General features: G+C 73.1%; 20 protein-coding genes and 2 pseudogenes. 14 read left to right on the top strand and 8 right to left on the bottom strand.

All coding sequences use genetic code 11. The features are described 5' to 3' along the window. Positions 1-5: 5 nt before the first annotated feature. From ACFZBD_RS01580 to ACFZBD_RS01560, 5 genes are all read left to right on the top strand, one after another. Complete coding sequence (locus tag ACFZBD_RS01580; RefSeq protein ID WP_391133527.1) at positions 6-458, top strand: DUF742 domain-containing protein; 453 nt, start codon at positions 6-8, stop codon at positions 456-458. Then, positions 439-1,056 (top strand): ATP/GTP-binding protein, encoded by a 618-nt coding sequence (locus tag ACFZBD_RS01575; protein ID WP_391133524.1) that lies wholly within the window; start codon positions 439-441, stop codon positions 1,054-1,056. The genes ACFZBD_RS01580 and ACFZBD_RS01575 overlap by 20 nt, the downstream gene beginning before the upstream one ends. Positions 1,057-1,242: 186 nt before the next feature. Continuing rightward, positions 1,243-1,656, top strand: a complete 414-nt coding sequence (locus tag ACFZBD_RS01570) for a roadblock/LC7 domain-containing protein (RefSeq protein ID WP_391133521.1) — start codon at positions 1,243-1,245, stop codon at positions 1,654-1,656. 122 nt (positions 1,657-1,778) lie between these two features. Beyond that, the gene (locus ACFZBD_RS01565; protein WP_391133518.1) at positions 1,779-2,981 is read left to right on the top strand and encodes a DUF6397 family protein; all 1,203 of its coding nucleotides are present in this window, start codon (positions 1,779-1,781) and stop codon (positions 2,979-2,981) included. Positions 2,982-3,033: 52 nt separating this feature from the next. Next, positions 3,034-4,581: an ATP-dependent DNA ligase gene (locus ACFZBD_RS01560; protein WP_391133515.1), complete on the top strand. Its 1,548-nt coding sequence runs from the start codon at positions 3,034-3,036 to the stop codon at positions 4,579-4,581. 151 nt (positions 4,582-4,732) lie between these two features. On the opposite strand, the pseudogene ACFZBD_RS01555 reads toward ACFZBD_RS01560, so the two are convergent. Next, positions 4,733-5,242: pseudogene (locus ACFZBD_RS01555) on the bottom strand (DUF6328 family protein); the annotation flags it as partial. 73 nt (positions 5,243-5,315) lie between these two features. Between ACFZBD_RS01555 and ACFZBD_RS01550 the strand changes: the two are divergent. The 6 genes from ACFZBD_RS01550 to ACFZBD_RS01525 all read left to right on the top strand — a co-directional run bounded on the left by ACFZBD_RS01550 (position 5,316) and on the right by ACFZBD_RS01525 (position 9,779). Then, a complete protein-coding gene (locus ACFZBD_RS01550) occupies positions 5,316-5,726 on the top strand; it encodes a hypothetical protein (RefSeq protein ID WP_391133512.1) in 411 nt (136 codons plus the stop codon). 86 nt (positions 5,727-5,812) lie between these two features. Further along, positions 5,813-6,496, top strand: coding sequence for a DUF6766 family protein (locus tag ACFZBD_RS01545; RefSeq protein WP_391133509.1), 684 nt, complete (start codon positions 5,813-5,815; stop codon positions 6,494-6,496). A gap of 180 nt (positions 6,497-6,676) precedes the next feature. Continuing rightward, positions 6,677-7,054, top strand: a complete 378-nt coding sequence (locus ACFZBD_RS01540; protein WP_391133506.1) for a hypothetical protein — start codon at positions 6,677-6,679, stop codon at positions 7,052-7,054. A gap of 389 nt (positions 7,055-7,443) precedes the next feature. Further along, positions 7,444-8,229 (top strand): polysaccharide deacetylase family protein, encoded by a 786-nt coding sequence (locus ACFZBD_RS01535; protein WP_391133503.1) that lies wholly within the window; start codon positions 7,444-7,446, stop codon positions 8,227-8,229. Between the two features lie 477 nt (positions 8,230-8,706). Beyond that, a complete protein-coding gene (locus tag ACFZBD_RS01530) occupies positions 8,707-9,411 on the top strand; it encodes a hypothetical protein (protein WP_391133500.1) in 705 nt (234 codons plus the stop codon). Next, complete coding sequence (locus ACFZBD_RS01525; RefSeq protein ID WP_391133498.1) at positions 9,408-9,779, top strand: peptidase inhibitor family I36 protein; 372 nt, start codon at positions 9,408-9,410, stop codon at positions 9,777-9,779. The genes ACFZBD_RS01530 and ACFZBD_RS01525 overlap by 4 nt, the downstream gene beginning before the upstream one ends. 85 nt (positions 9,780-9,864) lie before the next feature. Here ACFZBD_RS01525 and ACFZBD_RS01520 read toward each other — a convergent pair whose 3' ends face one another. Then, positions 9,865-10,320, bottom strand: coding sequence for a redoxin domain-containing protein (locus tag ACFZBD_RS01520; protein WP_391133495.1), 456 nt, complete (start codon positions 10,318-10,320; stop codon positions 9,865-9,867). 71 nt (positions 10,321-10,391) lie between these two features. Beyond that, positions 10,392-10,958 (bottom strand): helix-turn-helix transcriptional regulator, encoded by a 567-nt coding sequence (locus tag ACFZBD_RS01515; protein WP_391133491.1) that lies wholly within the window; start codon positions 10,956-10,958, stop codon positions 10,392-10,394. A 230-nt stretch (positions 10,959-11,188) separates the two neighbouring features. On the opposite strand from ACFZBD_RS01515, the gene ACFZBD_RS01510 reads away from it, so the two are divergent. Further along, a complete protein-coding gene (locus ACFZBD_RS01510; RefSeq protein WP_391133488.1) occupies positions 11,189-11,674 on the top strand; it encodes an SRPBCC domain-containing protein in 486 nt (161 codons plus the stop codon). Positions 11,675-11,692: 18 nt separating this feature from the next. Here the strand turns inward: ACFZBD_RS01510 and ACFZBD_RS01505 are convergent, their stop codons facing one another. Next, positions 11,693-13,306 (bottom strand): poly(3-hydroxybutyrate) depolymerase, encoded by a 1,614-nt coding sequence (locus ACFZBD_RS01505; RefSeq protein WP_391133485.1) that lies wholly within the window; start codon positions 13,304-13,306, stop codon positions 11,693-11,695. A 262-nt stretch (positions 13,307-13,568) separates the two neighbouring features. Between ACFZBD_RS01505 and ACFZBD_RS01500 the strand changes: the two genes are divergently transcribed. Beyond that, entirely contained in the window at positions 13,569-14,090 is a 522-nt protein-coding gene (locus tag ACFZBD_RS01500) for a tetratricopeptide repeat protein (RefSeq protein ID WP_391133482.1), read from the top strand. Between the two features lie 68 nt (positions 14,091-14,158). On the opposite strand, the gene ACFZBD_RS01495 is transcribed toward ACFZBD_RS01500, so the two are convergent. Beyond that, entirely contained in the window at positions 14,159-14,491 is a 333-nt protein-coding gene (locus ACFZBD_RS01495) for a cupin (protein ID WP_391133479.1), read from the bottom strand. A 198-nt stretch (positions 14,492-14,689) separates the two neighbouring features. Between ACFZBD_RS01495 and ACFZBD_RS01490 the strand changes: the two genes are divergently transcribed. Next, positions 14,690-15,313: a histidine phosphatase family protein gene (locus ACFZBD_RS01490; RefSeq protein ID WP_391133476.1), complete on the top strand. Its 624-nt coding sequence runs from the start codon at positions 14,690-14,692 to the stop codon at positions 15,311-15,313. Positions 15,314-15,584: 271 nt separating this feature from the next. Here the strand turns inward: ACFZBD_RS01490 and ACFZBD_RS01485 are convergent, their stop codons facing one another. From ACFZBD_RS01485 to ACFZBD_RS01475, 3 genes and pseudogenes are all read right to left on the bottom strand, one after another. Continuing rightward, positions 15,585-17,240: an acyl-CoA dehydrogenase family protein gene (locus tag ACFZBD_RS01485; protein ID WP_391133473.1), complete on the bottom strand. Its 1,656-nt coding sequence runs from the start codon at positions 17,238-17,240 to the stop codon at positions 15,585-15,587. After that, a complete protein-coding gene (locus ACFZBD_RS01480) occupies positions 17,224-17,841 on the bottom strand; it encodes a TetR family transcriptional regulator (protein WP_391135857.1) in 618 nt (205 codons plus the stop codon). The genes ACFZBD_RS01485 and ACFZBD_RS01480 overlap by 17 nt, the downstream gene beginning before the upstream one ends. A gap of 69 nt (positions 17,842-17,910) precedes the next feature. After that, positions 17,911-18,204: pseudogene (locus ACFZBD_RS01475) on the bottom strand (hypothetical protein); the annotation flags it as partial. Positions 18,205-18,305 lie beyond the last annotated feature (101 nt).

Genomic DNA, 18,305 nt, shown 5'->3' with positions numbered 1-18,305 from the left:
AACCCATGAACGAGGACAGCACCGGCGAGGCCCCCGGCCCCGGACACCGGCCCGGGTTCGGCGACGGGGCGGGGGCGCCGGGCAGTCACTGGTACGACGCCGACGCCGGGCCGCTCGTACGGCCGTACGCCATGACCGGCGGGCGCACCAAGCCGGGCCCCAGCAACGTCCGGTTCGACCTCATCGCGCTGGTCGTCGTCGACGACGATCCTCCCGGCCGGGCCGAGGAATCCCTCCTCGGCCCCGAACACCGGGCCCTGCTCTCCCTGTGCCGGTCCGAGACCCAGTCCGTGGCGGAACTCGCCGCCGACGCCGACCTGCCCGTCGGCGTGGTCCGGGTCCTCCTCGGCGACCTCCTCGAAGCGGGCTTCGTCAAGGTCAGCAGGCCCGTACCGCCCGCACAGCTGCCCGACGAACGGATCCTGAGGGAAGTCATCGATGGCCTACGAGCGCTCTGACAGCACCGGCGAGGACGACGGCGTGGACAGCACGGCCCTCGCGCTGAAGATCCTGGTCGCCGGCGGATTCGGCGTCGGCAAGACGACCCTGGTGGGCGCGGTCAGCGAGATCCGCCCCCTGCGGACGGAGGAACGGCTCAGCAGGGCCGGGGAGTCCGTGGACGACACGGGAGGTGTCGACCAGAAGACCACCACGACCGTGGCGATGGACTTCGGCCGGATCACGATCCGGTCCGGGCTGTCGCTGTACCTCTTCGGCACGCCGGGGCAGGACCGGTTCTGGTTCCTCTGGGACGAGCTGTCCCAGGGCGCGCTCGGGGCGGTCGTGCTCGCCGACACCCGGCGCCTGGAGGACTGTTTCCCGGCCGTGGACTACTTCGAGCACCGCAAGATCCCGTTCGTGGTCGCCGTCAACTGCTTCGTCGGCGCCCGCAACTACGGCGCCCACGAGGTCTCCCGGGCGCTCGACCTCGACCGGGGCACCCCCGTGGTCCTGTGCGACGCGCGGGACCGGGATTCGGGCAAGGAGGTGCTGATCCGGCTGGTCGAGTACGCGGGGCGGATGCATACCGCACGGCTCCTCGATTCCGTCGGCTGAAGAAGGCGGCTGGTTGGGGAAGGAGGCCGGCTGAGGAAGTCAGCCGGCTGAGCAAGTCCTCCCCGGCACACGAGGCCGCCGGGGGTGCTTGCCCTGTCCACGACAGTGCGTAAGGCTTGCTCGCGACACGCGGACCACGGGGACTACGGGTCGACGGGGACGCGCACACAGGGGGAGGACCGAACGATGGCGCTCGACAAGGGACTGGACTGGCTCTTGGACGACCTGACCCGGCGGGTCGGGTCCATACGGCACGCGCTGGTCCTGTCGAACGACGGGCTGGTGACGGGGGCCAGCAGTGAACTGGAGCGGGAGGACGCCGAGCACCTGGCCGCGGTCTCCTCGGGCCTGCACAGCCTGGCCCGGGGCTCGGGCCGCCACTTCAAGGCGGGGCGGGCCCGGCAGACGATGGTGGAGTTCGACGACGCGCTGCTCTTCGTGACGGCCGCCGGCGAGGGCAGCTGCCTGTGCGTGCTCAGCGCGGCGGAGGCCGATGTCGGGCAGGTGGCCTACGAGATGACGCTGCTGGTCAACCGTGTAGGGGAGCACCTCGCCGTCGCGGCGCGGCAACCGGGCAGGACGGGCTACGCCGAACTCTGACCTGTGACCGCTTCGGGCCGGGAAGGCGCCGGGGCCAGGGTTATCCACAGGCCCGAGCGACGTCGGTCAATAGGAGCTACGGTCGTCACCGAGAGTATTCGTCACTCACGGGGGAGATCGTCATGACGCTGGAGGAGAGCGCGCGCACGCTCGCGCTGGGGCGGGCCGCGCAGGAGCTGGAACTGCGGCGCGAGGAGTTCCGCCTCGCCGTGCAGCTCGGCCTGGTCCGCACGGTGCCGGGCGCGGCATCCGGCGCTCCGGGACGCGGCGGTGCGAACGGCACGCGGGGTACGCGCGGTGCCTTGGCCGCCGGCGGCGCGCGGCGGCGCGGGGACCGGCAGGAGATCGACCGGCTCCGCGCCGCACCGGACTTCCCGGACGGCCTGCGCGAGCGCGTCCGCGCGGTCGGTACGACGGAGGCGGCCGAACTGCTGTCGGTGACCCCGGACCGCTTCACCAAGCTCGCCAGGACCGGGCACGTCAGCCCGGTGCGGTTCTATCTGAACCGCTATCGGGCGGTGGTGTGGCTCTACCTCGCCGGTGAACTCGGCGAGTTCGCACGGGCACGTCCGGACCTGCTGACCGGCAGGCTGCCGCGCCCCGTCCGCGAGAAGCTCGACGCGGGAGACGACCACCGGCCGCGGAACTGGCGTGCCAGGCGGCTCGGCCTGCTCCTGCGGGCGACCGAGGACCCGTGGCAGCGGGCGGCGGCCATCGCCTCGCTCCTCGATCCGGTCCAGCTCGCCGAGGTCGTCGACGACCCCTACGAACGCGCGTATCTGGACAGGCTGCGCCCGGAGCCGCCGTCCGGACGCACCGACTCCGCCGCCGCCGTCGAGATCACCGACCGGCTGCTCCTCGCGGACGACCCGGACGAGATCCTCTGGCACCGCCTGAGCCTGATCCTCGCCCTCGACGCGGCCCGCGAGGAGCGGCCCGCCCCGCGCCCCGACGGCGGAGCGCGCCCCGTCCCGGCGTTCCCGCCCGTCGCTCTGCCACCCCGCCTGACGGCGCTCCCCGAGGATCCGGCTGTGACCCCCGAACTTCCGGCGGCGGCGCCCCCACGCACGGCGGTGCTCCCGCGGCCGGCCCGGCGACGGACCGCCCGCGGGCTGCTCGACCGCCTTCGCCGGCGGAAGGAGATCCGAGCGAGCGGAGGACCCGGCCGCGCGGCCCTGGCGCGGCCCGGTGCGGCGGCGGACCGGCCGGGGACGGAAGGGGGAGGGGGTGCGGATGCAAGTCGGCCGGGGACGGAAGGCCGTGCGGGTGCGGGTGCGCGGGCGGACCGGCCGACGGCCGAGGGGCGGGTGGGGGGCGAGACGTGATCGAGGGAAAGTCCGAGGTGCGGGGGCGCCCTCGCGCGGGCACGATGACCGCATGCTGCTGGCCCGACTCGCCGAAGCCTCCCACCAGGTGGCCGCCACCTCCGCCCGGTCACGGAAGATCGCCGTCCTGGCCGAGCTGTTCTCCGAGGCCGTCCCCGAGGAGAGCCCGCTCGTCATCGCGTATCTCTCCGGGCGGCTCCCGCAGGGCCGTATCGGCGTGGGCTGGAGCGTGCTGAAGGACGCGGCCCCGCCCGCCGTGGAGCCGGCCCGCGAGCCCGCCCTCACGCTCGCCGGCACCGACGCCGTCATGGCCGCTCTCGCCGCCGTCTCCGGAGCCGGGTCACAGGCGCGACGGGCCGGTCTCGTCCACGAGCTGATGGCCGCCGCGACCCTGCCCGAGCAGGAGTTCCTGCTCCGGCTGCTCTCCGGCGAGGTGCGCCAGGGCGCTCTCGACGCCATCGCGCTCGAAGGCGTCGCTCGCGCCGCGACCGTTCCCGCGGCCGACCTCCGCCGCGCCGTGATGCTCGAAGGGTCCCTGCCCCGCGTGGCGCGGGCCGTTCTCGCCGAAGGTCCCGCCGCGCTGGAAGCCTTCGCCCTGCGGGTCGGCGTCCCGGTCCAGCCGATGCTCGCCCACACCGCCGCCTCCGTCACCGAGGCCGTCGCCGCGCTCGGCCCCTGCGTGGTCGAGGAGAAGCTCGACGGCATCCGGATCCAGGTGCACCGCCAGGGCGACGACGTCCGGATCTTCACCCGTTCCCTGGACGACATCACCGACCGGCTGCCCGAAGTCGTCGCGCAGGCCCACCGGACGACCGCAGACTCCTTCATCCTGGACGGTGAGGTCATCGCGCTCGACCCCGCCACCGGCCGCCCCATGGCCTTCCAGGACATCGCCTCCCGGGTCGGCTCCCGTGTCGACGTCGCGACCGCCCACGCCACCCTCCCTCTGTCGCCCGTCTTCTTCGACGTCCTCGCCGCCGACGGCGAGGTCCTCATCGACCACCCCGGCCACGAACGCCACCGGGTCCTCACCCGGCTGCTCCCCGAGCCGCTGCGGGTCCGCCGCACCGTCGTGGACGACCCGGCCGCCGCCGACCGTGTCGAGGAGGCCGAACGGTTCTTCACCGAGACGCTGGACCGCGGCCACGAAGGCGTGCTCGTGAAAGCCCTCGACGCGCCCTATGTGGCCGGGCGCCGCGGCCGCACGTGGTTGAAGGTCAAGCCCGTTCACACCCTCGACCTCGTCGTCCTCGCCGCCGAGTGGGGACACGGGCGACGCACCGGGCTGCTCTCCAACCTCCATCTCGGGGCCCGGGCCGCCGACGGCACGTTCGTGATGCTCGGCAAGACCTTCAAGGGCCTCACCGACGAGATGCTCCGCCGGCAGACCGAGATCCTGCGCGACATCGCCGTCGAGGACGACGGCTTCACCGTGCGCGTGCGGCCCGAACTGGTCGTGGAGATCGCCTACGACGGACTGCAGCGCTCCACCCGCTACCCGGCCGGGGTGACCCTGCGCTTCGCGCGGGTCCTGCGCCACCGGCCCGACAAGCCGGCCTCCCAGGCCGACACGATCGAACAGGTCACCGGCGCCGGTTGACCCGGGGCCCCGCACCGCCCCCCTCACCCCCGGACCTCCCGCGCTTCCCGACGCCCGCGAGCCCGGACCTGCGGCTTCCGCCGTCACCCTGGTCAGCACGGTCGCGGTCAGTACGGCCGGCGCGGGCACCGGCGTTGTCGCCGTTGTCGCCGTTGGTGTACCGACGGCGTACCCAGAGCGGCAGCACGTACCAGCTCAGCAGGTACCAGGCGACCAGGCCTCCGACCAGCCACGGGACGTAGTCCGCCCCGGTCGCCACCCGCAGGATCAGTGTCAGGGCCGAAGCGAGGGTGGCGAGGAGCAGGAGCAGCCCGATGGCGGTCAGGCGCGAGGCCCACTCCACCGCCTGCGGCTTGATGCGCCGCCCTGCCACCAGACGGTGGAACGACACCGGACCGATGAGCGCGCCGGTCGCCGCCGCGCCCAGGGACACGGTGATGATGTAGATCATCCGGTCGGAAGCGGAGAGGTCCGGGAAGCGGGCGGTGAAGACGACGGTGAGCAGAAAGCCGAAGAGGATCTGGACGCCGGTCTGGGCCACCCGGATCTCCTGCATCAGCTCGCCCCACTGCCGGTCGGCGCGCTGCTCGGGCGTCTCGCGACGGCCCCTGACCAGCCCGTCCCCCCCGCCCGTCTGTGCTGGATCCGACCGGCTGGACACGGGACCTCCCGTTTTCGCTCCTGTGCCGCGACTAACCGCCCGCACCGGCTCTCAACCCCCGCGGGGCGGAACAATGAGGGCGCGGAGGGCCGCCGCCCTCCTCGTGCCCGCCCTGGCTGTGACGGTGCTGGCCGGCTGTTCTGTCCCGCAGGACCGGGCCGACACGGTCGCCGCGACGGCGGAGCGTTTCTCCGCCCGGGCCGCCGCGCGGGACATGAGCGCCGCCTGCGCGCTGCTCGCGCCGACGGTCCGGGATGAGCTCGCCGGCACGCCCGGGCCAACGTGCGCCGCCGGTCTGACCGAGGCCGGTCTGCCGTTCGCCGGATCCGTCCGATCCACCGCCGTCTATGGCCGGCACGCCCAGGTGACCCTGGACGGTGACACCTACTTCCTCGCCCTCTCCACCGAGGGCTGGCGGGTCGTCGCCGCGGGCTGCACACCGCGGACCGACCGCCCGTACGACTGCGAAGTGAAGGGGGACTGACCCGTCATGCGCGTGATGTTCCTGCTGTACGTGCTGGCCCTGATCGGCGGCCTCGTCTACTTCACCGCGGTGGGGGCGATGCACGGATGAGCCGTACGGCACGATTCCTGCGCGACAACGGCATCTCCCTCGTCTTCGGCATCGGGTTCCTCCTCGCGCTGCTCGGCCAGGCGCTGGCCGGCCAGGCGGAGTACAACGAGGAGCTGCGCGCCGAGGGGCTCTCGACGGCCGGGTTCGGCGCCTACCTCACCACCGCCCACTTCGCCGTGAACGTGACGGAGAACTGGCAGTCGGAGTACCTGCAGTTCTTCCTCTTCATCGTGCTGACCGTCTGGCTGCTGCAGCGCGGTTCCCCCGAGTCCAAGGAGCTTCACAAGGCGGGAACGGAGTCCGACCGGGACCAGCGCGCCGGCGTCCACGCCGAGGCGGACTCACCGCACTGGGCCGCGGCCGGCGGGCTGCGCCAGACTCTGTACTCCAGGTCGCTCGGCGCGCTGATGCTCCTGATCTTCCTCGGCTCCTGGTTCGCCCAGTCGGTCGCCGGTGCCGCGGCCGAGAGCGAGGAGCGGTTGGCCTCCCTCCAGGACCCGCTGACGTGGTCGGAGTACCTGGGCGCGCCGGACTTCTGGAGCCGAACGTTGCAGAACTGGCAGTCCGAGCTGATCGCGGTCGGCTCGATGGCGATCTTCGCCGTGTTCCTCCGCCAGCGCGGTTCCCCGGAGTCCAAGCCGGTCGGCGCGTCGCACGGTGCCACGGGCGTCGAGGGCTGAGCCCCGCCGCAAACCGCTCCCCGCTGCAAGCCCGCTCCCGTCGGCGGTCCGCTCCCGCCGCCGGCCCGTTCCCGCCGGGCCGTTCCGCCCGGCACCCCGGAGGCCGGGCCTCGCGGGAAGGGCGGGCGCGAGGGATGCTGGAGTCGAGGCACGACGAGCGATCCGTCGGGGCGCGAGGAGATGAGCGACGTGTACGACACTCACATCGACACCGACGTCACCGTGCAGCTGAGCGACTGCTCACGGGAGGACGCCCAGGCCGTCTTCCGCGTCCTTGACGGCGTCTACGCCCTCGAGGACATGACCGCACCCGGACCGGCCGCGGCGACGGCCCCCGAACCCACGGTCTGGACGGCCACCTTCGACACCGCGGCCGGGCGCCGTGAGGAGACCCGGCCGGCCCCGCTGACGGGCATGGTCGAGGCGGTGCTGTCGGGCGGCTATCACGCCGTCGACGAGGTACAGAAGACCCTCGCCGCGGGCTTCGACGTCAAGTCGGCGCACTCGGTCTCGGGCGACCAGGAGACCGAGGCCCGGCTCCTCCTCGCCCCGCGCTGACCCCTCGACCGGTCAGGCGGACCCCACCGCCTGACCCGTCGACCGGCTGACCCACCGGCCCTTTCGAGCCGGGCCACGTACCTCCGGGCGGAGCGGACGGGCGCCGCCCGGGGCCGGCCTCCGAGCGTCCCGGCCCCTTCTCCCGTACGCCCCTTCTCCCCCTTCTCCGTACGCCCCGCCTCCCGCGCCTCTCTCCGCGCGCCCTCCCCGCGACGCGCCCCCTCCCCGTACGCCCGCACCTCTGTCGCACCGGCACCGCGCCCCCGGCCACCCCCCTATGCACCCCGTGTATACATCCTGTGTAGAGTGCTCGGCGAACCCCTCGGAACCGCCCCTGACCAGGCGGGAGTGGGTGACCGATCACATCGACACGGGGAAGCGGGTTGCACATGTTGGGAAGGAAGCCGGGCAGGCGCCGGGGGCCGGCCGTCGCGGTTCTCGCGGCGGCCTCGCTGATGCTCACGATCGCCGGTTGCGGGGTGGACACGGTGACGCCGGGCGATGCCCGGGGCGAGGCCGCCCCCGCGGACGGCAAGGGCGGAGCGGCGGGCGACGGCGGCGCGGTCGACTGCGGCAAGGTGAAGTGCATCGCCCTCACCTTCGACGCGGGTCCGGGCAAGGACACCCCGCACCTGCTCGACATACTCCGCGAGAAGAAGGTGCCGGCGACTTTCTTCCTGCTCGGCAAGAAGCACGTCGACCGCTATCCCGAGGTCGTCAAGCGCATCGCGGACGAGGGCCACGAGGTCGCCAACCACACCTGGACCCACCGCATCCTCACCGACCTGGACGCCGACCAGGTCCGGGACGAACTCTCCCGCACCCAGAACGCCATAGAGAAGATCACCGGCCGCAAGCCCACCCTGATGCGGCCGCCGCAGGGGCGCACCGACGACACGGTCTCCGAGGTCAGCCGCGAACTGGGCCTCGCGCAGATCCTGTGGAGCGTCACGGCCAAGGACTACGCCACGACCGATTCGGCGCTCATACGTCAGCGGACGGTCGACGGCGCCAAGGGCGACGGCATCATCCTGCTGCACGACATCTACGACGGTACGGTTCCGGCCGTACCCGGGATCATCGACGAGCTGAAGCAGCGGGGCTTCACCTTCGTGACCGTCCCCCAGCTCCTGGCGCCCGGCACGGCCGAGCCCGGCACCGTCTACCGCCCTTAGGGCGTGTTCGGAAGTCCCGTCCGAACTGCGGCTGGGGCGCGCGGCTCGGGTGCGTGCGCGCGGTGAGCCGTATCACAGCGTTCATGAGGGGTTCTCGGAACAATGGCAGAAGGTTCACCGTTCATCCATATGTGACGTCGAAGGGGTCCGGTCCCCGAGTCCCCCCTTGAGGCGACCGCTCTTCGCGCGTCACGGCAGTCGGCCCCGGTTGGAATCCCCCGTCCTACCGGGGCTCTGTCGTTCCCGCCCTCGCACTGCCGCCCCCGGCTTCCGCCCTTCCGTGGCCCACGCCCCCAGGCGTCCCGGAGCCTCCACGGAGCGCTCGGAGGGCTCGCGAGGGGCGCGCGCTCCGGCTCTTTGAACCCCTTCGGGTGAGGCTCCGCATGCGCCGTGTCCAGCCGGGCAAAGATCGCCGCGGGGCGCGACGATCACGGCGAAGACCCCGCTGACCAGGTGTGGAGCACGGGGGGACGGTTCATGGTCGACAAGCCCGCGCGGGTGCGCCGCCTGCTCGGAAGCGCGGCCGCCGTGCTCCTGCTCTCGGGGTGCGCCACCGTCACGGGAGGCCCCTCGCTCCCCACCGACGCCAGGGAGCGGGACACCCTCCTCAGGACCGCCGAGCGCTCCGTGATCGAGCGCTGCCTCGCCGCCCGGGGCTTCGCGCCGCCGGCCCGGCCACGTACCCCCGCCGAGGACAGCCGGCTCCAGGCGGCCCTCTTCGGAACCGGCCCCCGCGAGCTGTCCGTCACCCTCGCCACCGGCCAGACCGTCACCGCCCACAGCGACGGCTGCCTCGCCACCGCCAGGAGCACCCTCTACGGGGACCAGGCGCGCTGGTTCCGCGCACAGGTGACCGTCGACAACCTGCGGACCGAGGCCCAGGCCCGGATGAAGGCCGATCCGGCACACCGCGCCGCGCTCGACCGCTGGACCCGGTGCGCCGCACCGTCCGGCCGCCCCCGCCCCGCACGCCCCGAACCCGCCGTCGCCGCCCGTTGCGAGCGCGAGAGCGGCCTCGCGGACGTCAGGGCCCGGCTGGAACCCGTCGAGCTGGCACAGGTGCGCACCCTGCGCCGGGACCAGCTCGCCACCTACCAGCAGCTGCGCACCCGCGCGCTGCGACGGGCAGCGGAGCTGTCCGTCCGCACCACCACCGCAGAGAAAGGCAAAGACGCCTCATGAAGCGCATTCTCGCCACCACCGCCGCGGCTCTGCTCGCCCTGACCGGCGGGCTGGCCCTGACGGGCCCCGCCCAGGCGGCCGACTGCCCGAGCGGTCACTTCTGCGTCTGGCAGGAGGCGAACTTCGGCGGTCAGCGGGCCAACTGGAGCGGTGACGACGGCTGGTGGGAGGGCTGGATCGCCGACACCGACTCCTCCTGGGCCAACCACGGGATCACCGGTCCGGGCGTCAAGGACCACGTCCGCGTCTACGAGAACGCCTGGCAGGGCGGCGCCATGACCATCTGTCTGGCCCCCGGTCAGGAGGTCGGCTACAACGGCGCCGCCAACGACCGGGGCGACTCCCACACCTGGGCCATGAGCTGCTGAACACCCCCGGCTTCCGAGCTCGGCCCCTCCCGCCCCACGCCCCTCGCGGGACGGGAGGGCGCCGAGCGAGGGAACGGCCCCGAGGTCAGGACGTGCGGGCCCGGAGCGCCGCCAGCGCGCGATCCGCGTGGGCGCTCATGCGCAGTTCGCTGCGGACGACCTCCAAGACCCGGCGGTTCTCGTCGATCACGAACGTGACCCGCTTGGTCGGGGCCAGCGAGAAGCCGCGCGTCACCCCGAAGCGGTCCCGTATCGCGCCCTCCGGGTCCGACAGCAGCGGATAGCCGAGCGAGTGCCGGTCGGCGAACTCCTGCTGACGCTCGACCAGGTCCGCGCTGATGCCGACCGGCGTGGCGCCGGCGGCCCGGAACTCCCCGGCCAGGTCCCGGAAGTGGCACGCCTCGGCCGTGCAGCCCGGCGTGAGGGCCGCCGGGTAGAAGAAGAGGACGACCGGCCCCTCGGCGAGCAGGCCCGTCAACGAACGAGGCTTCCCCGTTTCGTCCGGAAGGGTGAAGTCCTCCACGATGTCACCGACGTTCATCAAGCCCAGCCCCTTGTCCGCCACCGGCCCCTCCGGCCGCCGACCGGTGACGTTACCCCTGAAGACGCCTCTCACGGTTGCCGGACGGCGCTGCGCCGTTCCAGGACGGCCAGGGCCCGCTCGCCCCAGCGCAGGTTCTCCTCCTCGAAGGAGCGGCCCCGCATCAGGGTGAGGTACGGTCCGATCCGCTCCGCCTCGCGCAGATACGTCTCCTCGTCCCGGCCGCCGAGCAGCCATTCCCTCGTCCGGTCGTAGCGGGCGAGCTTGCCGCGCGCCCACTCCATTCGCTCCGTGATGAACCCGCGGATCGCCTCGGTGTCACCCTCGTCGCACGCCTGGACCTGGACCATCAGCTCGTCGCGAATGGCGGTCGGCCGGGGCGCCTCGGCCGTGTAGGCGACCAGGTCCGCCCGGCCCGCGTCCGTCAGCGTGAACATGCGCTTGTTGGGCCGTCGCTCCTGCTGCACGACGCGGGCGGCGATCAGCCCGGCGTCGGCCAGCCGGTCCAGCTCGCGGTAGAGCTGCTGCGGGGTGGCGGCCCAGAAGTTGGCGACGGACACGTCGAAGAGCTTGGCCAGGTCGTATCCGGACGCCTCGCCCTCCAGAAGAGCGGCGAGAACAGCGTGCTTGAGGGACATCCCGACACGCTAGCAGTCCGTTGAATAGTTCCTTCCACACCTATTCAACGGATTCCTCCCGTGGCGTTTATCCGCCGTCCGCGTGCCCCGAGCGCGTGCGCGTCCCCGGACTCCGCGAAATCCTGGATCCAGGGGACCCGCGACACGGTCGGCCGGTTCCTCGCCGCGAAGGGCGTCGAGGACCCGGGGGTCGTACGCTCGCACTCGAGCCAGCATGGGAGCAGACCCCGATGGACAGCAAAGCGTTCGTCTACACCACCTACCTCCGCACGACCCCGGACGAGCTCTGGCAGGCCCTGACGGATCCGGCGCTCACCCGCCGGTACTGGGGGGTGGCCTTCGAGACGGAGTGGACCACCGGCGCGCCGATGGTCTGGGACGAGGGCGGCCGCAGCACCGCAGACCCCGAGCAGGTCGTCCTCGCGGCCGAACCCGGCCGGCTCCTGTCGTACACCTGGCACACCTTCACCTCGGAGTGGGCCGAGGCGGTCGGGATCGGCCAGGAGGTGTACCGCAGGCTCGCCAAGGAACGCCGGTCGAAGGTGACGTTCACGATCGAGCCGGCCGGGGACATCGTCAAGCTCACCGTCGTCCACGACGACCTGGAGCCCGACGGCATGATCGGCGACCTGATCAGCGAGGGCTGGCCCGCACTCCTCTCCAGCCTCAAGTCCCTCCTCGAGACGGGCGAGGAACTACCGGAACCGCCCCGCTGACCTGACCCCCCTCGCACGTCAGCGGTACTCGACCGTCAGCGTCACCGGCGTGTCCTTGTCGACGAAGAGATACGCCGTCGAGGGCGGGGCCGTCTCGAAACGCAGCCGGACCTGCGTCGTCCCGGTCCGGTCCAGGGCAGCGAGTGCCTCGGCCGACAGGTCCGTCGACGCGGCACTGCCGGAGGTGAACCCCGCGATCCGGGCCGCGCCCGCGACCGTGGCCGCGGCCGACCAGTCCGATGCCTCGACGGCGCAGCCGCCGAAGCAGCCCGTCCGGACGTCCGCCAGCAACCGATTGCCGGCCGGCGAGGACCACGGGTCGCCCGATCCGCTGCCGCGCCGCACCGTCAGATAGGCCCGGGTGATCTCCTTGCCGGCCGGGATGCGCGAGGTGTCGAAGGAGAGCAGCGTCCGGTTCACCTTGCCGTCCGTGCCGCGCCCGAGCGCGAGACCCAGGGTGTCCTCCAACGTCCCCACCGCCGCGCCGGAACCGTCGGCCGCGGCCTTCACGTAGCCGTCCTGCGCGTCCGTGCTCGGCAGCGTCACCTCGCCCGCCGCGGGCGGGGGAGTGGAACCGCCGCGCAGCGCCCCGACCATGCCCATGATCGCCTCGATCTGCTTGCCGCCGTGCCGGGCGTGGGCGGAATCGCCGAGGTAACCCCACCAGTTCCAGCAGCCGTTGGGGTTCTCCAGGGTCGCCGTCGCGGTCGCCTGCGGGTAGAGCACGATCATGTCGTTGGTGTCGGCGTACTCGTTGAGGTACGCGGACTCGATGAACCGCGTCCCGAAGCCCTGATAGCCGTAGCCCTGTTTGCAGCCGTGCAGCGCCACCATGAGGGTGCAGGTGGCGCCTTCGGCGCACGACGTCGGGACGTACAGGAAGCCCTTGTCGTCCATGGACAGCGGCGCCGCGGCCCCGCCCGGAGCGTAGGCGTTCTGGTCGAACTGGATCAGTGAGCCGCCGGGGGTGGCGCTCGGCGCCGCGGGCGTGCCGCCGAGGAGGTGGCCCAGCAGCTCGCCCTCGGCGTCGATCCCGCAGTCGTTGACCCACGGACTCTGGGTGGCCGTGCAGGAGTTGGGGCCGAGCGGGCTGATCCAGGCGTGCCCGGCGGCGGTGGTGCGGTTGTACCGCACGCGGGCGCCGAAGCGGCCGTAGTAGTCGGCGAGCGCGTCGGCCACCGGTCGCTTCACGGTCGAGTCGTTCGAGCCGCTGAAGACGTAGACCGGGTCACCGGCGAGATGCGCGACGGGGTCGACCAGACCGCGGGCCGACCAGTCACGGGTGGTCTGTTCCAGTTGCGCGAGCTGGAGGTCCTGCGTGGTGTTCATGCACGCGTTGAGGGCGGTGGCCAGGGTGTTCCGGGCGCAGTTGTACGGCCCCGAGGCGAAGACCGCCGAGCCGCTGAAGGTACCCGAGTAGGCGACGTGCAGCTGGGTCGCCATGTAGCCGCCGGACGAGATGCCGGCGCTGTGGACGGTGCCGATGGCGTACGGACGCAGCTGACCCGGGACGGGAGCGGGGGCCGCCGCCGCGACGGGCACCGCCGGGGGAGCCGCCTCGGCCGGGGTCGTCGCCGGGGGAGAGACAAGGGGGAGGAGGAAGGCGAGCACGACTGAGGCGGCCGCCAGCATCGATACGGCGAACGCCGGCCGGCGCGCCGGGTACGGAGGGCGCGGTGGACGGCGACGGGCGGTGGGGCGGGGTGGACGCATACGGACTCCCGGGTGGCTCGATCGTGTCGGGGCGATGGCCGGGAGGCTAGGGGCGCCCCGCACCCGGCTCCTATGGGCCCGGACGACACAAGGACCCCGCCCCGCTATGGCTTTCCCCGACCTGGCACCCGGTCCGGCGCCCCACGCCGGACGCCCGCAACCCGCCTGCGAGGATGGGCACATGAGCGACGACGCGAACAGCGGGACGCGGGACCGGCTGCTGGCCGAGGCGGTCGGACTACGGGAAGCGGGCGAGCGGGAGGAGGCGCGGACCAGGCTTCTCGCACTCGCCGCGCAGCACCCCGGCGACGCCGAAGTGGCCTACCAGACGGCCTGGGCCCACGACGTCCTCGGCCTGGAAGCGGAAGCCGTCCCCTTCTACGAGCGGGCGCTGGACGACACGGCCGCCCCCCGACTGGGGGAGGAGGACCGGCGCGGGGCGCTCCTCGGCCTCGGCAGCACCTACCGCGTCCTCGGCCGCTACGACCAGGCCGTCACCACCCTGCGCCGCGGCACCGAGGAGTTCCCGGAGGATGCCGCCCTGCGCACCTTCCTGGCGATGGCCCTGTTCAACATTGGGCGGCACGAGGAGTCCACCCGGCTGCTGCTGGGCGTGGTCGCGGCCACCAGCGACGACCCGTACGTACGCCGGTACCGGCGGGCCATCGAGTACTACGCCGGGAACCTCGACGAGACGGTGTGAACGCGTGAACGCGTGAAACGCGGGCGGGCGCCGACCGTGGGAACCGGCCGGGGTGCGGTGCGACGCCGTCAGTCGTTGACGGCGGTGAGCAGCACCACGGCGTCCTCCAGGGCGACGAGCCCGTGCCGCTCCTTGGGGATCATCTGCAGCTCGCCCGCCGCCAGCTCCTCGGACCGACCGGCCGCCGTCACCTTCACCCGTCCGCGCAAGACCTGCAGGCTGGCGGCGGGCGGCGCGTTGTGCTCGTCCAGCACCGTCTGCGACGTCATGGCGATGACGCTCTGCCGGAGCACTCCGTCGTGGACCAGCAGCTGCGCGCTCCTGCCGTGCGCGTCGGCGCGCGCCTTGGTCAGGTGCTCCTCGACGAGGGCGGCGAGATCGAGAGGTACGGAATCGGGCATCGTTTCTCCCTGCGAGTGCGCCGGCGCGCGGCTTCCGCCTCCCAGCCTTGCGCGTGTCCGGGGGAACGCAACTCGGGACGCCGCCTGCCGGCCGGCCCGCGTCATCCGGCGGGCGTTCGCGACGGGGGCGGAACCGGACCGTGCGGGCGGCGCGTCCAGCGACATACAAGATCGTCCAGGGGCGTGAAGGAGTACGCGATGACCGGCACGGCCACCCGATACCTGTACCTGGTGCGGCACGGCGAGGCCCTGCCCGACGAGAGCGGGCTGACGGAGGCCGGGCGGCGACAGGCCCGGCTGCTCGGCCGCCGCCTCCGGGACGTGCCCTTCGCCGCGGTCCATCACGGTCCGCTGCCCCGGGCGGAGCAGACCGCACGCCTGATCGGCGCCGAGCTGAGGGACGTCCCGCTGCGCGTCTCGGAACCGGCCGGCGACTACGTTCCCTACGTGCCCGCGCGGGACGAGCTCCCGGCCGAGTCGGCCGATTTCTTCCTCCGCTTCCTCGCGGATGCCACGGAAGAGGAGCGCCGGCACGGGCCCGTGCTGGCCCGGCGGGCGCTCGACCTCTTCACCGGCCCGGTGGACGGGCCGGAGGACCGGCACGAACTGGTCGTCACCCACAACTTCCTGGTCGCGTGGCTCGTACGGGACGCCCTGGACGCGCCGGAGTGGCGCTGGCTCGGCCTGAACCAGGGCAACGCCGCCCTGACGGTCATCCGCTACGCGCCGGGCCGGCCGGCCTCCGTCCTCGTCTCCAACGACGTGCGGCACCTGCCGTCCGAACTGCGCTGGACCGGCTTTCCTCCCGAGCTGCACATCTGACCCGGACGGGCGGGTCTGAACCCGCTCGGCCGGACCCGGCTCCCGCCACCCGGGGCACCTCGGGCGGCGGGCGCACCCGCTGCGGGGCCGCCTCCTACGTCGTACCCGTCCGACCGGCCCCTGGGGCGAAGCCGTACCCGTCCGACCTGCCCGGGTGGGCACCCATGCCGTACCCACCCGACCCGCCCCCTGGCCCTGCAAGCCGTACCCCGTCGAGGGCCCGCCCGGTCGGCGCGCAGCTGCAGTCCGGCCGACCGGGCCCCCGTGCGGTTCAGTCGCCGTCGGGCGTCCGAGGCGTGCCGCGTTCGATGATCGCCGCCGTGTCCAGGCCGGGCGGCAGGGTGCCGAAGGCGATGCCCCAGTCGCTGTCCAGGCGCGAGGCGCAGAACGCGTCCGCCACCGCCGGGTGGCCGTGCCGGACGAGCAGTGAGCCCTGGAGGACGAGCGCCATGTGCTCGACCAGCCGGCGTGCCCGGTACTCGACAGCGGCGGGATCGCCGAGGTCGGCCAGGTCCTTGCGCAGCCGGGCCGTCGCCGCATCGAGCCGGCGGTCGGCGCCGGCCGCCCGGTCGACCTCGGCGAAGAACGCCTCGACGGCCTGCGGCTGCCGGGCCATCGCCCGCAGCACGTCGAGGGCGGCGACGTTGCCCGAGCCCTCCCAGATGGAGGGCAGCGGCGACTCGCGGTAGAGACGGGGCAGCCCCGAGTCCTCGACGTAGCCGTTGCCGCCCAGGCACTCCAGGGCCTCGGCGGCGTGCGCGGGAGCCCGCTTGCACACCCAGTACTTGGTCACGGCGAGGCCGATCCGGCGCAGCAGCTCCTCCTCGGCGTCGCCCCCCGCCGCGCGGTCCACGGCGCCCGCAAGTCGCAGCCCGGCGACCGTCGCCGCCTCCGCCTCCACGGCCAGGTCGGCGAGGACGTTCGTCATCAGCGGCTGGTCGACCAGTCGCGCCCCGAACGCGCTGCGGTGGGTGGCGTGGTGGACGGCCTGCACCAGCCCCTGCCGCATGCCGGACGCCGAGCTGACCGCGCAGTCCAGACGCGTCATGTTCACCATCCGGATGATGGTGGCGACGCCCCGGCCCTCCTCCCCGACGAGCCGGCCGAGGGCCCCTTCGTACTCGATCTCGGAGGAGGCGTTGGAGCGGTTGCCGAGCTTGTCCTTGAGCCGCTGGAGGCGGATCGCGTTGCGCGAGCCGTCGGGCAGCACGCGGGGCACCAGGAAGCAGGAGAGGCCGCCGGGCGCCTGGGCCAGGGTGAGGAAGACGTCCGACATCGGGGCTGAGGTGAACCACTTGTGGCCGGTCAGCGCGTAGAAGCCGTCCTCGCCGGTCGGCACCGCGCGGGTGGTGTTCGCCCGGACGTCCGAGCCGCCCTGCTTCTCGGTCATCGACATCCCGGCGATGATCCCGCGCTTGGAGGTCGGCTCGCGCAGCCCGAAGTCGTAGAAAGGCGAGGTGAGAAGGGGTTCGTACACCTCGGCCAGCTCGGGCTGGACCCGCAGCGCGGGTACGGCCGCGTAGGTCATCGACACCGGGCAGAGATGCCCGGGATCGGCCTGCCCCCACACGAACACCTTCACCGCGCGGGCCACATGGGCCCCGGGGCGCGCGTCGCGCCAGGGCGCGCCGTGCAGGCCGTGGCGTACGGCGACCGACATCAGCTCGTGCCAGTACGGGTGGAACTCGACCTCGTCGACACGGTGGCCGTAGCGGTCGTGCGTGTGCAGCACGGGGGAGTTCCGCTCGGCGGCGCGGCCCCACTCCTGGGCCTCCTCGCCGCCGGCCCGCACCCCCAGCTCCCGGACGTCCGCCTCGGCCCAGCCCGCGCCCTCCCGGCGCAGCCCCTCCAGCAGGGCCGGGTCGGCCGACACGTCGTAACCGGTCAGCGGCGGGACTTGGTTGGTGACCTCATGCGTGGTCGGCATCGGGAACTCCCAGGGCTCGCAGGGTGAAGGTGACCAGGGCGGGTACGGTGTCCGGCCCGACCGAGCCCGCCGTCAGCGGGCCGACGAGCGCCTCCGCTCCGGCTCCCACCAGCGCGGACGCCGTCAGCGAGGCGTCCTGGGGCGGGAGCTGTCCGGTGCGCACGCCCTCGGCGATCCGCTCGGCGAACACATCGCGGAACGCCCGCCGGAAGACGAGCCGTTCGGCGTCGACGGCCGGGTCGACGGGCTCGGCGAGCAGGGCGTAGGCCAGGCGCGGTGACTTCAGGGCGCGGTGCGCGAAGGTCTCGATGACGGCGACGACCCGTGCGGCGGCGTCCGGGTGGTCGGTGCGTCCGGCCGCTTCGGAGACGGCGGCCACTTCGCGGGAGACCACCGTACGGAAGAGCTCCACGGCCAGCTCCGCCTTGCTCGGGAAGTGGCGGTACACGCTTCCGGTGGCGATCCCGGCGCGCGCGGCGACGGCGGCCACCGTGCAGCCGGCGTAGCCGTGCTCGGCGAGCAGGCCGATGGCCGCGTCGACGACGGTGGCGCGCTGGGCGTCGAGCCGGGCCTGGACGGCGGGGGTACGTCGGTAGGGCACGGAAGAAGTGAAGCAGTGATTCACTGCTTCAACAAGAGGGGGTGCGGGGCGTGAACGACGGATCGGGGAGTCCACGGTCCAGCCGTCCGGTGTGGTGCGGTGCAGGCCGCCGCCGAAGAGCCCGGCGATACGCACCGGCGTGCCCTCGATCGGACCGAGCCCTGGGCAGGTGCGTTCCGGCGACGCGTCCGGGGTGCTGGTGTCGGGGTCCGGGTCCCGGTCGCAGGCGACCTTGGCTCCCGTGGCCGCGTCGAAGAGTCCGTGGCCGGCACTGGAGACGGTCATGACGAGGTCGTGACCGCTGTCGGGATGGACGGCGAAGGCGATGCCGAGCAGACCCCTGACGGGGGTTCTGTGGTCCAGGCGTGGGAGCTTGGGCGGTCACTCGCTGTGGTGACGACCCAGAGGAGACGATCGGGACGGCAGCACCCGCCGCCTGCGGATCCGCTGGGCGAGCCGCAGCC

This window comes from Streptomyces sp. NPDC008121, assembly GCF_042957155.1.
Classification (GTDB): Bacteria; Actinomycetota; Actinomycetes; order Streptomycetales; family Streptomycetaceae; genus Streptomyces.
Note: the sequence above shows the minus strand (reverse complement) of the source record. Positions and strands in the feature narration are given on the sequence as shown.

What these genes read in the sequence shown, in the direction of transcription:
- ACFZBD_RS01580 (WP_391133527.1), top strand. Translation starts at nt 6, where the DNA reads ATGAACGAGGACAGCACCGGCGAGGCCCCCGGCCCCGGACACCGGCCC.
- ACFZBD_RS01575 (WP_391133524.1), top strand. Translation starts at nt 439, where the DNA reads ATGGCCTACGAGCGCTCTGACAGCACCGGCGAGGACGACGGCGTGGAC.
- ACFZBD_RS01570 (WP_391133521.1), top strand. Translation starts at nt 1,243, where the DNA reads ATGGCGCTCGACAAGGGACTGGACTGGCTCTTGGACGACCTGACCCGG.
- ACFZBD_RS01565 (WP_391133518.1), top strand. Translation starts at nt 1,779, where the DNA reads ATGACGCTGGAGGAGAGCGCGCGCACGCTCGCGCTGGGGCGGGCCGCG.
- ACFZBD_RS01560 (WP_391133515.1), top strand. Translation starts at nt 3,034, where the DNA reads ATGCTGCTGGCCCGACTCGCCGAAGCCTCCCACCAGGTGGCCGCCACC.
- ACFZBD_RS01550 (WP_391133512.1), top strand. Translation starts at nt 5,316, where the DNA reads ATGAGGGCGCGGAGGGCCGCCGCCCTCCTCGTGCCCGCCCTGGCTGTG.
- ACFZBD_RS01545 (WP_391133509.1), top strand. Translation starts at nt 5,813, where the DNA reads ATGAGCCGTACGGCACGATTCCTGCGCGACAACGGCATCTCCCTCGTC.
- ACFZBD_RS01540 (WP_391133506.1), top strand. Translation starts at nt 6,677, where the DNA reads ATGAGCGACGTGTACGACACTCACATCGACACCGACGTCACCGTGCAG.
- ACFZBD_RS01535 (WP_391133503.1), top strand. Translation starts at nt 7,444, where the DNA reads ATGTTGGGAAGGAAGCCGGGCAGGCGCCGGGGGCCGGCCGTCGCGGTT.
- ACFZBD_RS01530 (WP_391133500.1), top strand. Translation starts at nt 8,707, where the DNA reads ATGGTCGACAAGCCCGCGCGGGTGCGCCGCCTGCTCGGAAGCGCGGCC.
- ACFZBD_RS01525 (WP_391133498.1), top strand. Translation starts at nt 9,408, where the DNA reads ATGAAGCGCATTCTCGCCACCACCGCCGCGGCTCTGCTCGCCCTGACC.
- ACFZBD_RS01520 (WP_391133495.1), bottom strand. Translation starts at nt 10,320, where the DNA reads ATGAACGTCGGTGACATCGTGGAGGACTTCACCCTTCCGGACGAAACG.
- ACFZBD_RS01515 (WP_391133491.1), bottom strand. Translation starts at nt 10,958, where the DNA reads ATGTCCCTCAAGCACGCTGTTCTCGCCGCTCTTCTGGAGGGCGAGGCG.
- ACFZBD_RS01510 (WP_391133488.1), top strand. Translation starts at nt 11,189, where the DNA reads ATGGACAGCAAAGCGTTCGTCTACACCACCTACCTCCGCACGACCCCG.
- ACFZBD_RS01505 (WP_391133485.1), bottom strand. Translation starts at nt 13,306, where the DNA reads ATGCTGGCGGCCGCCTCAGTCGTGCTCGCCTTCCTCCTCCCCCTTGTC.
- ACFZBD_RS01500 (WP_391133482.1), top strand. Translation starts at nt 13,569, where the DNA reads ATGAGCGACGACGCGAACAGCGGGACGCGGGACCGGCTGCTGGCCGAG.
- ACFZBD_RS01495 (WP_391133479.1), bottom strand. Translation starts at nt 14,491, where the DNA reads ATGCCCGATTCCGTACCTCTCGATCTCGCCGCCCTCGTCGAGGAGCAC.
- ACFZBD_RS01490 (WP_391133476.1), top strand. Translation starts at nt 14,690, where the DNA reads ATGACCGGCACGGCCACCCGATACCTGTACCTGGTGCGGCACGGCGAG.
- ACFZBD_RS01485 (WP_391133473.1), bottom strand. Translation starts at nt 17,240, where the DNA reads ATGCCGACCACGCATGAGGTCACCAACCAAGTCCCGCCGCTGACCGGT.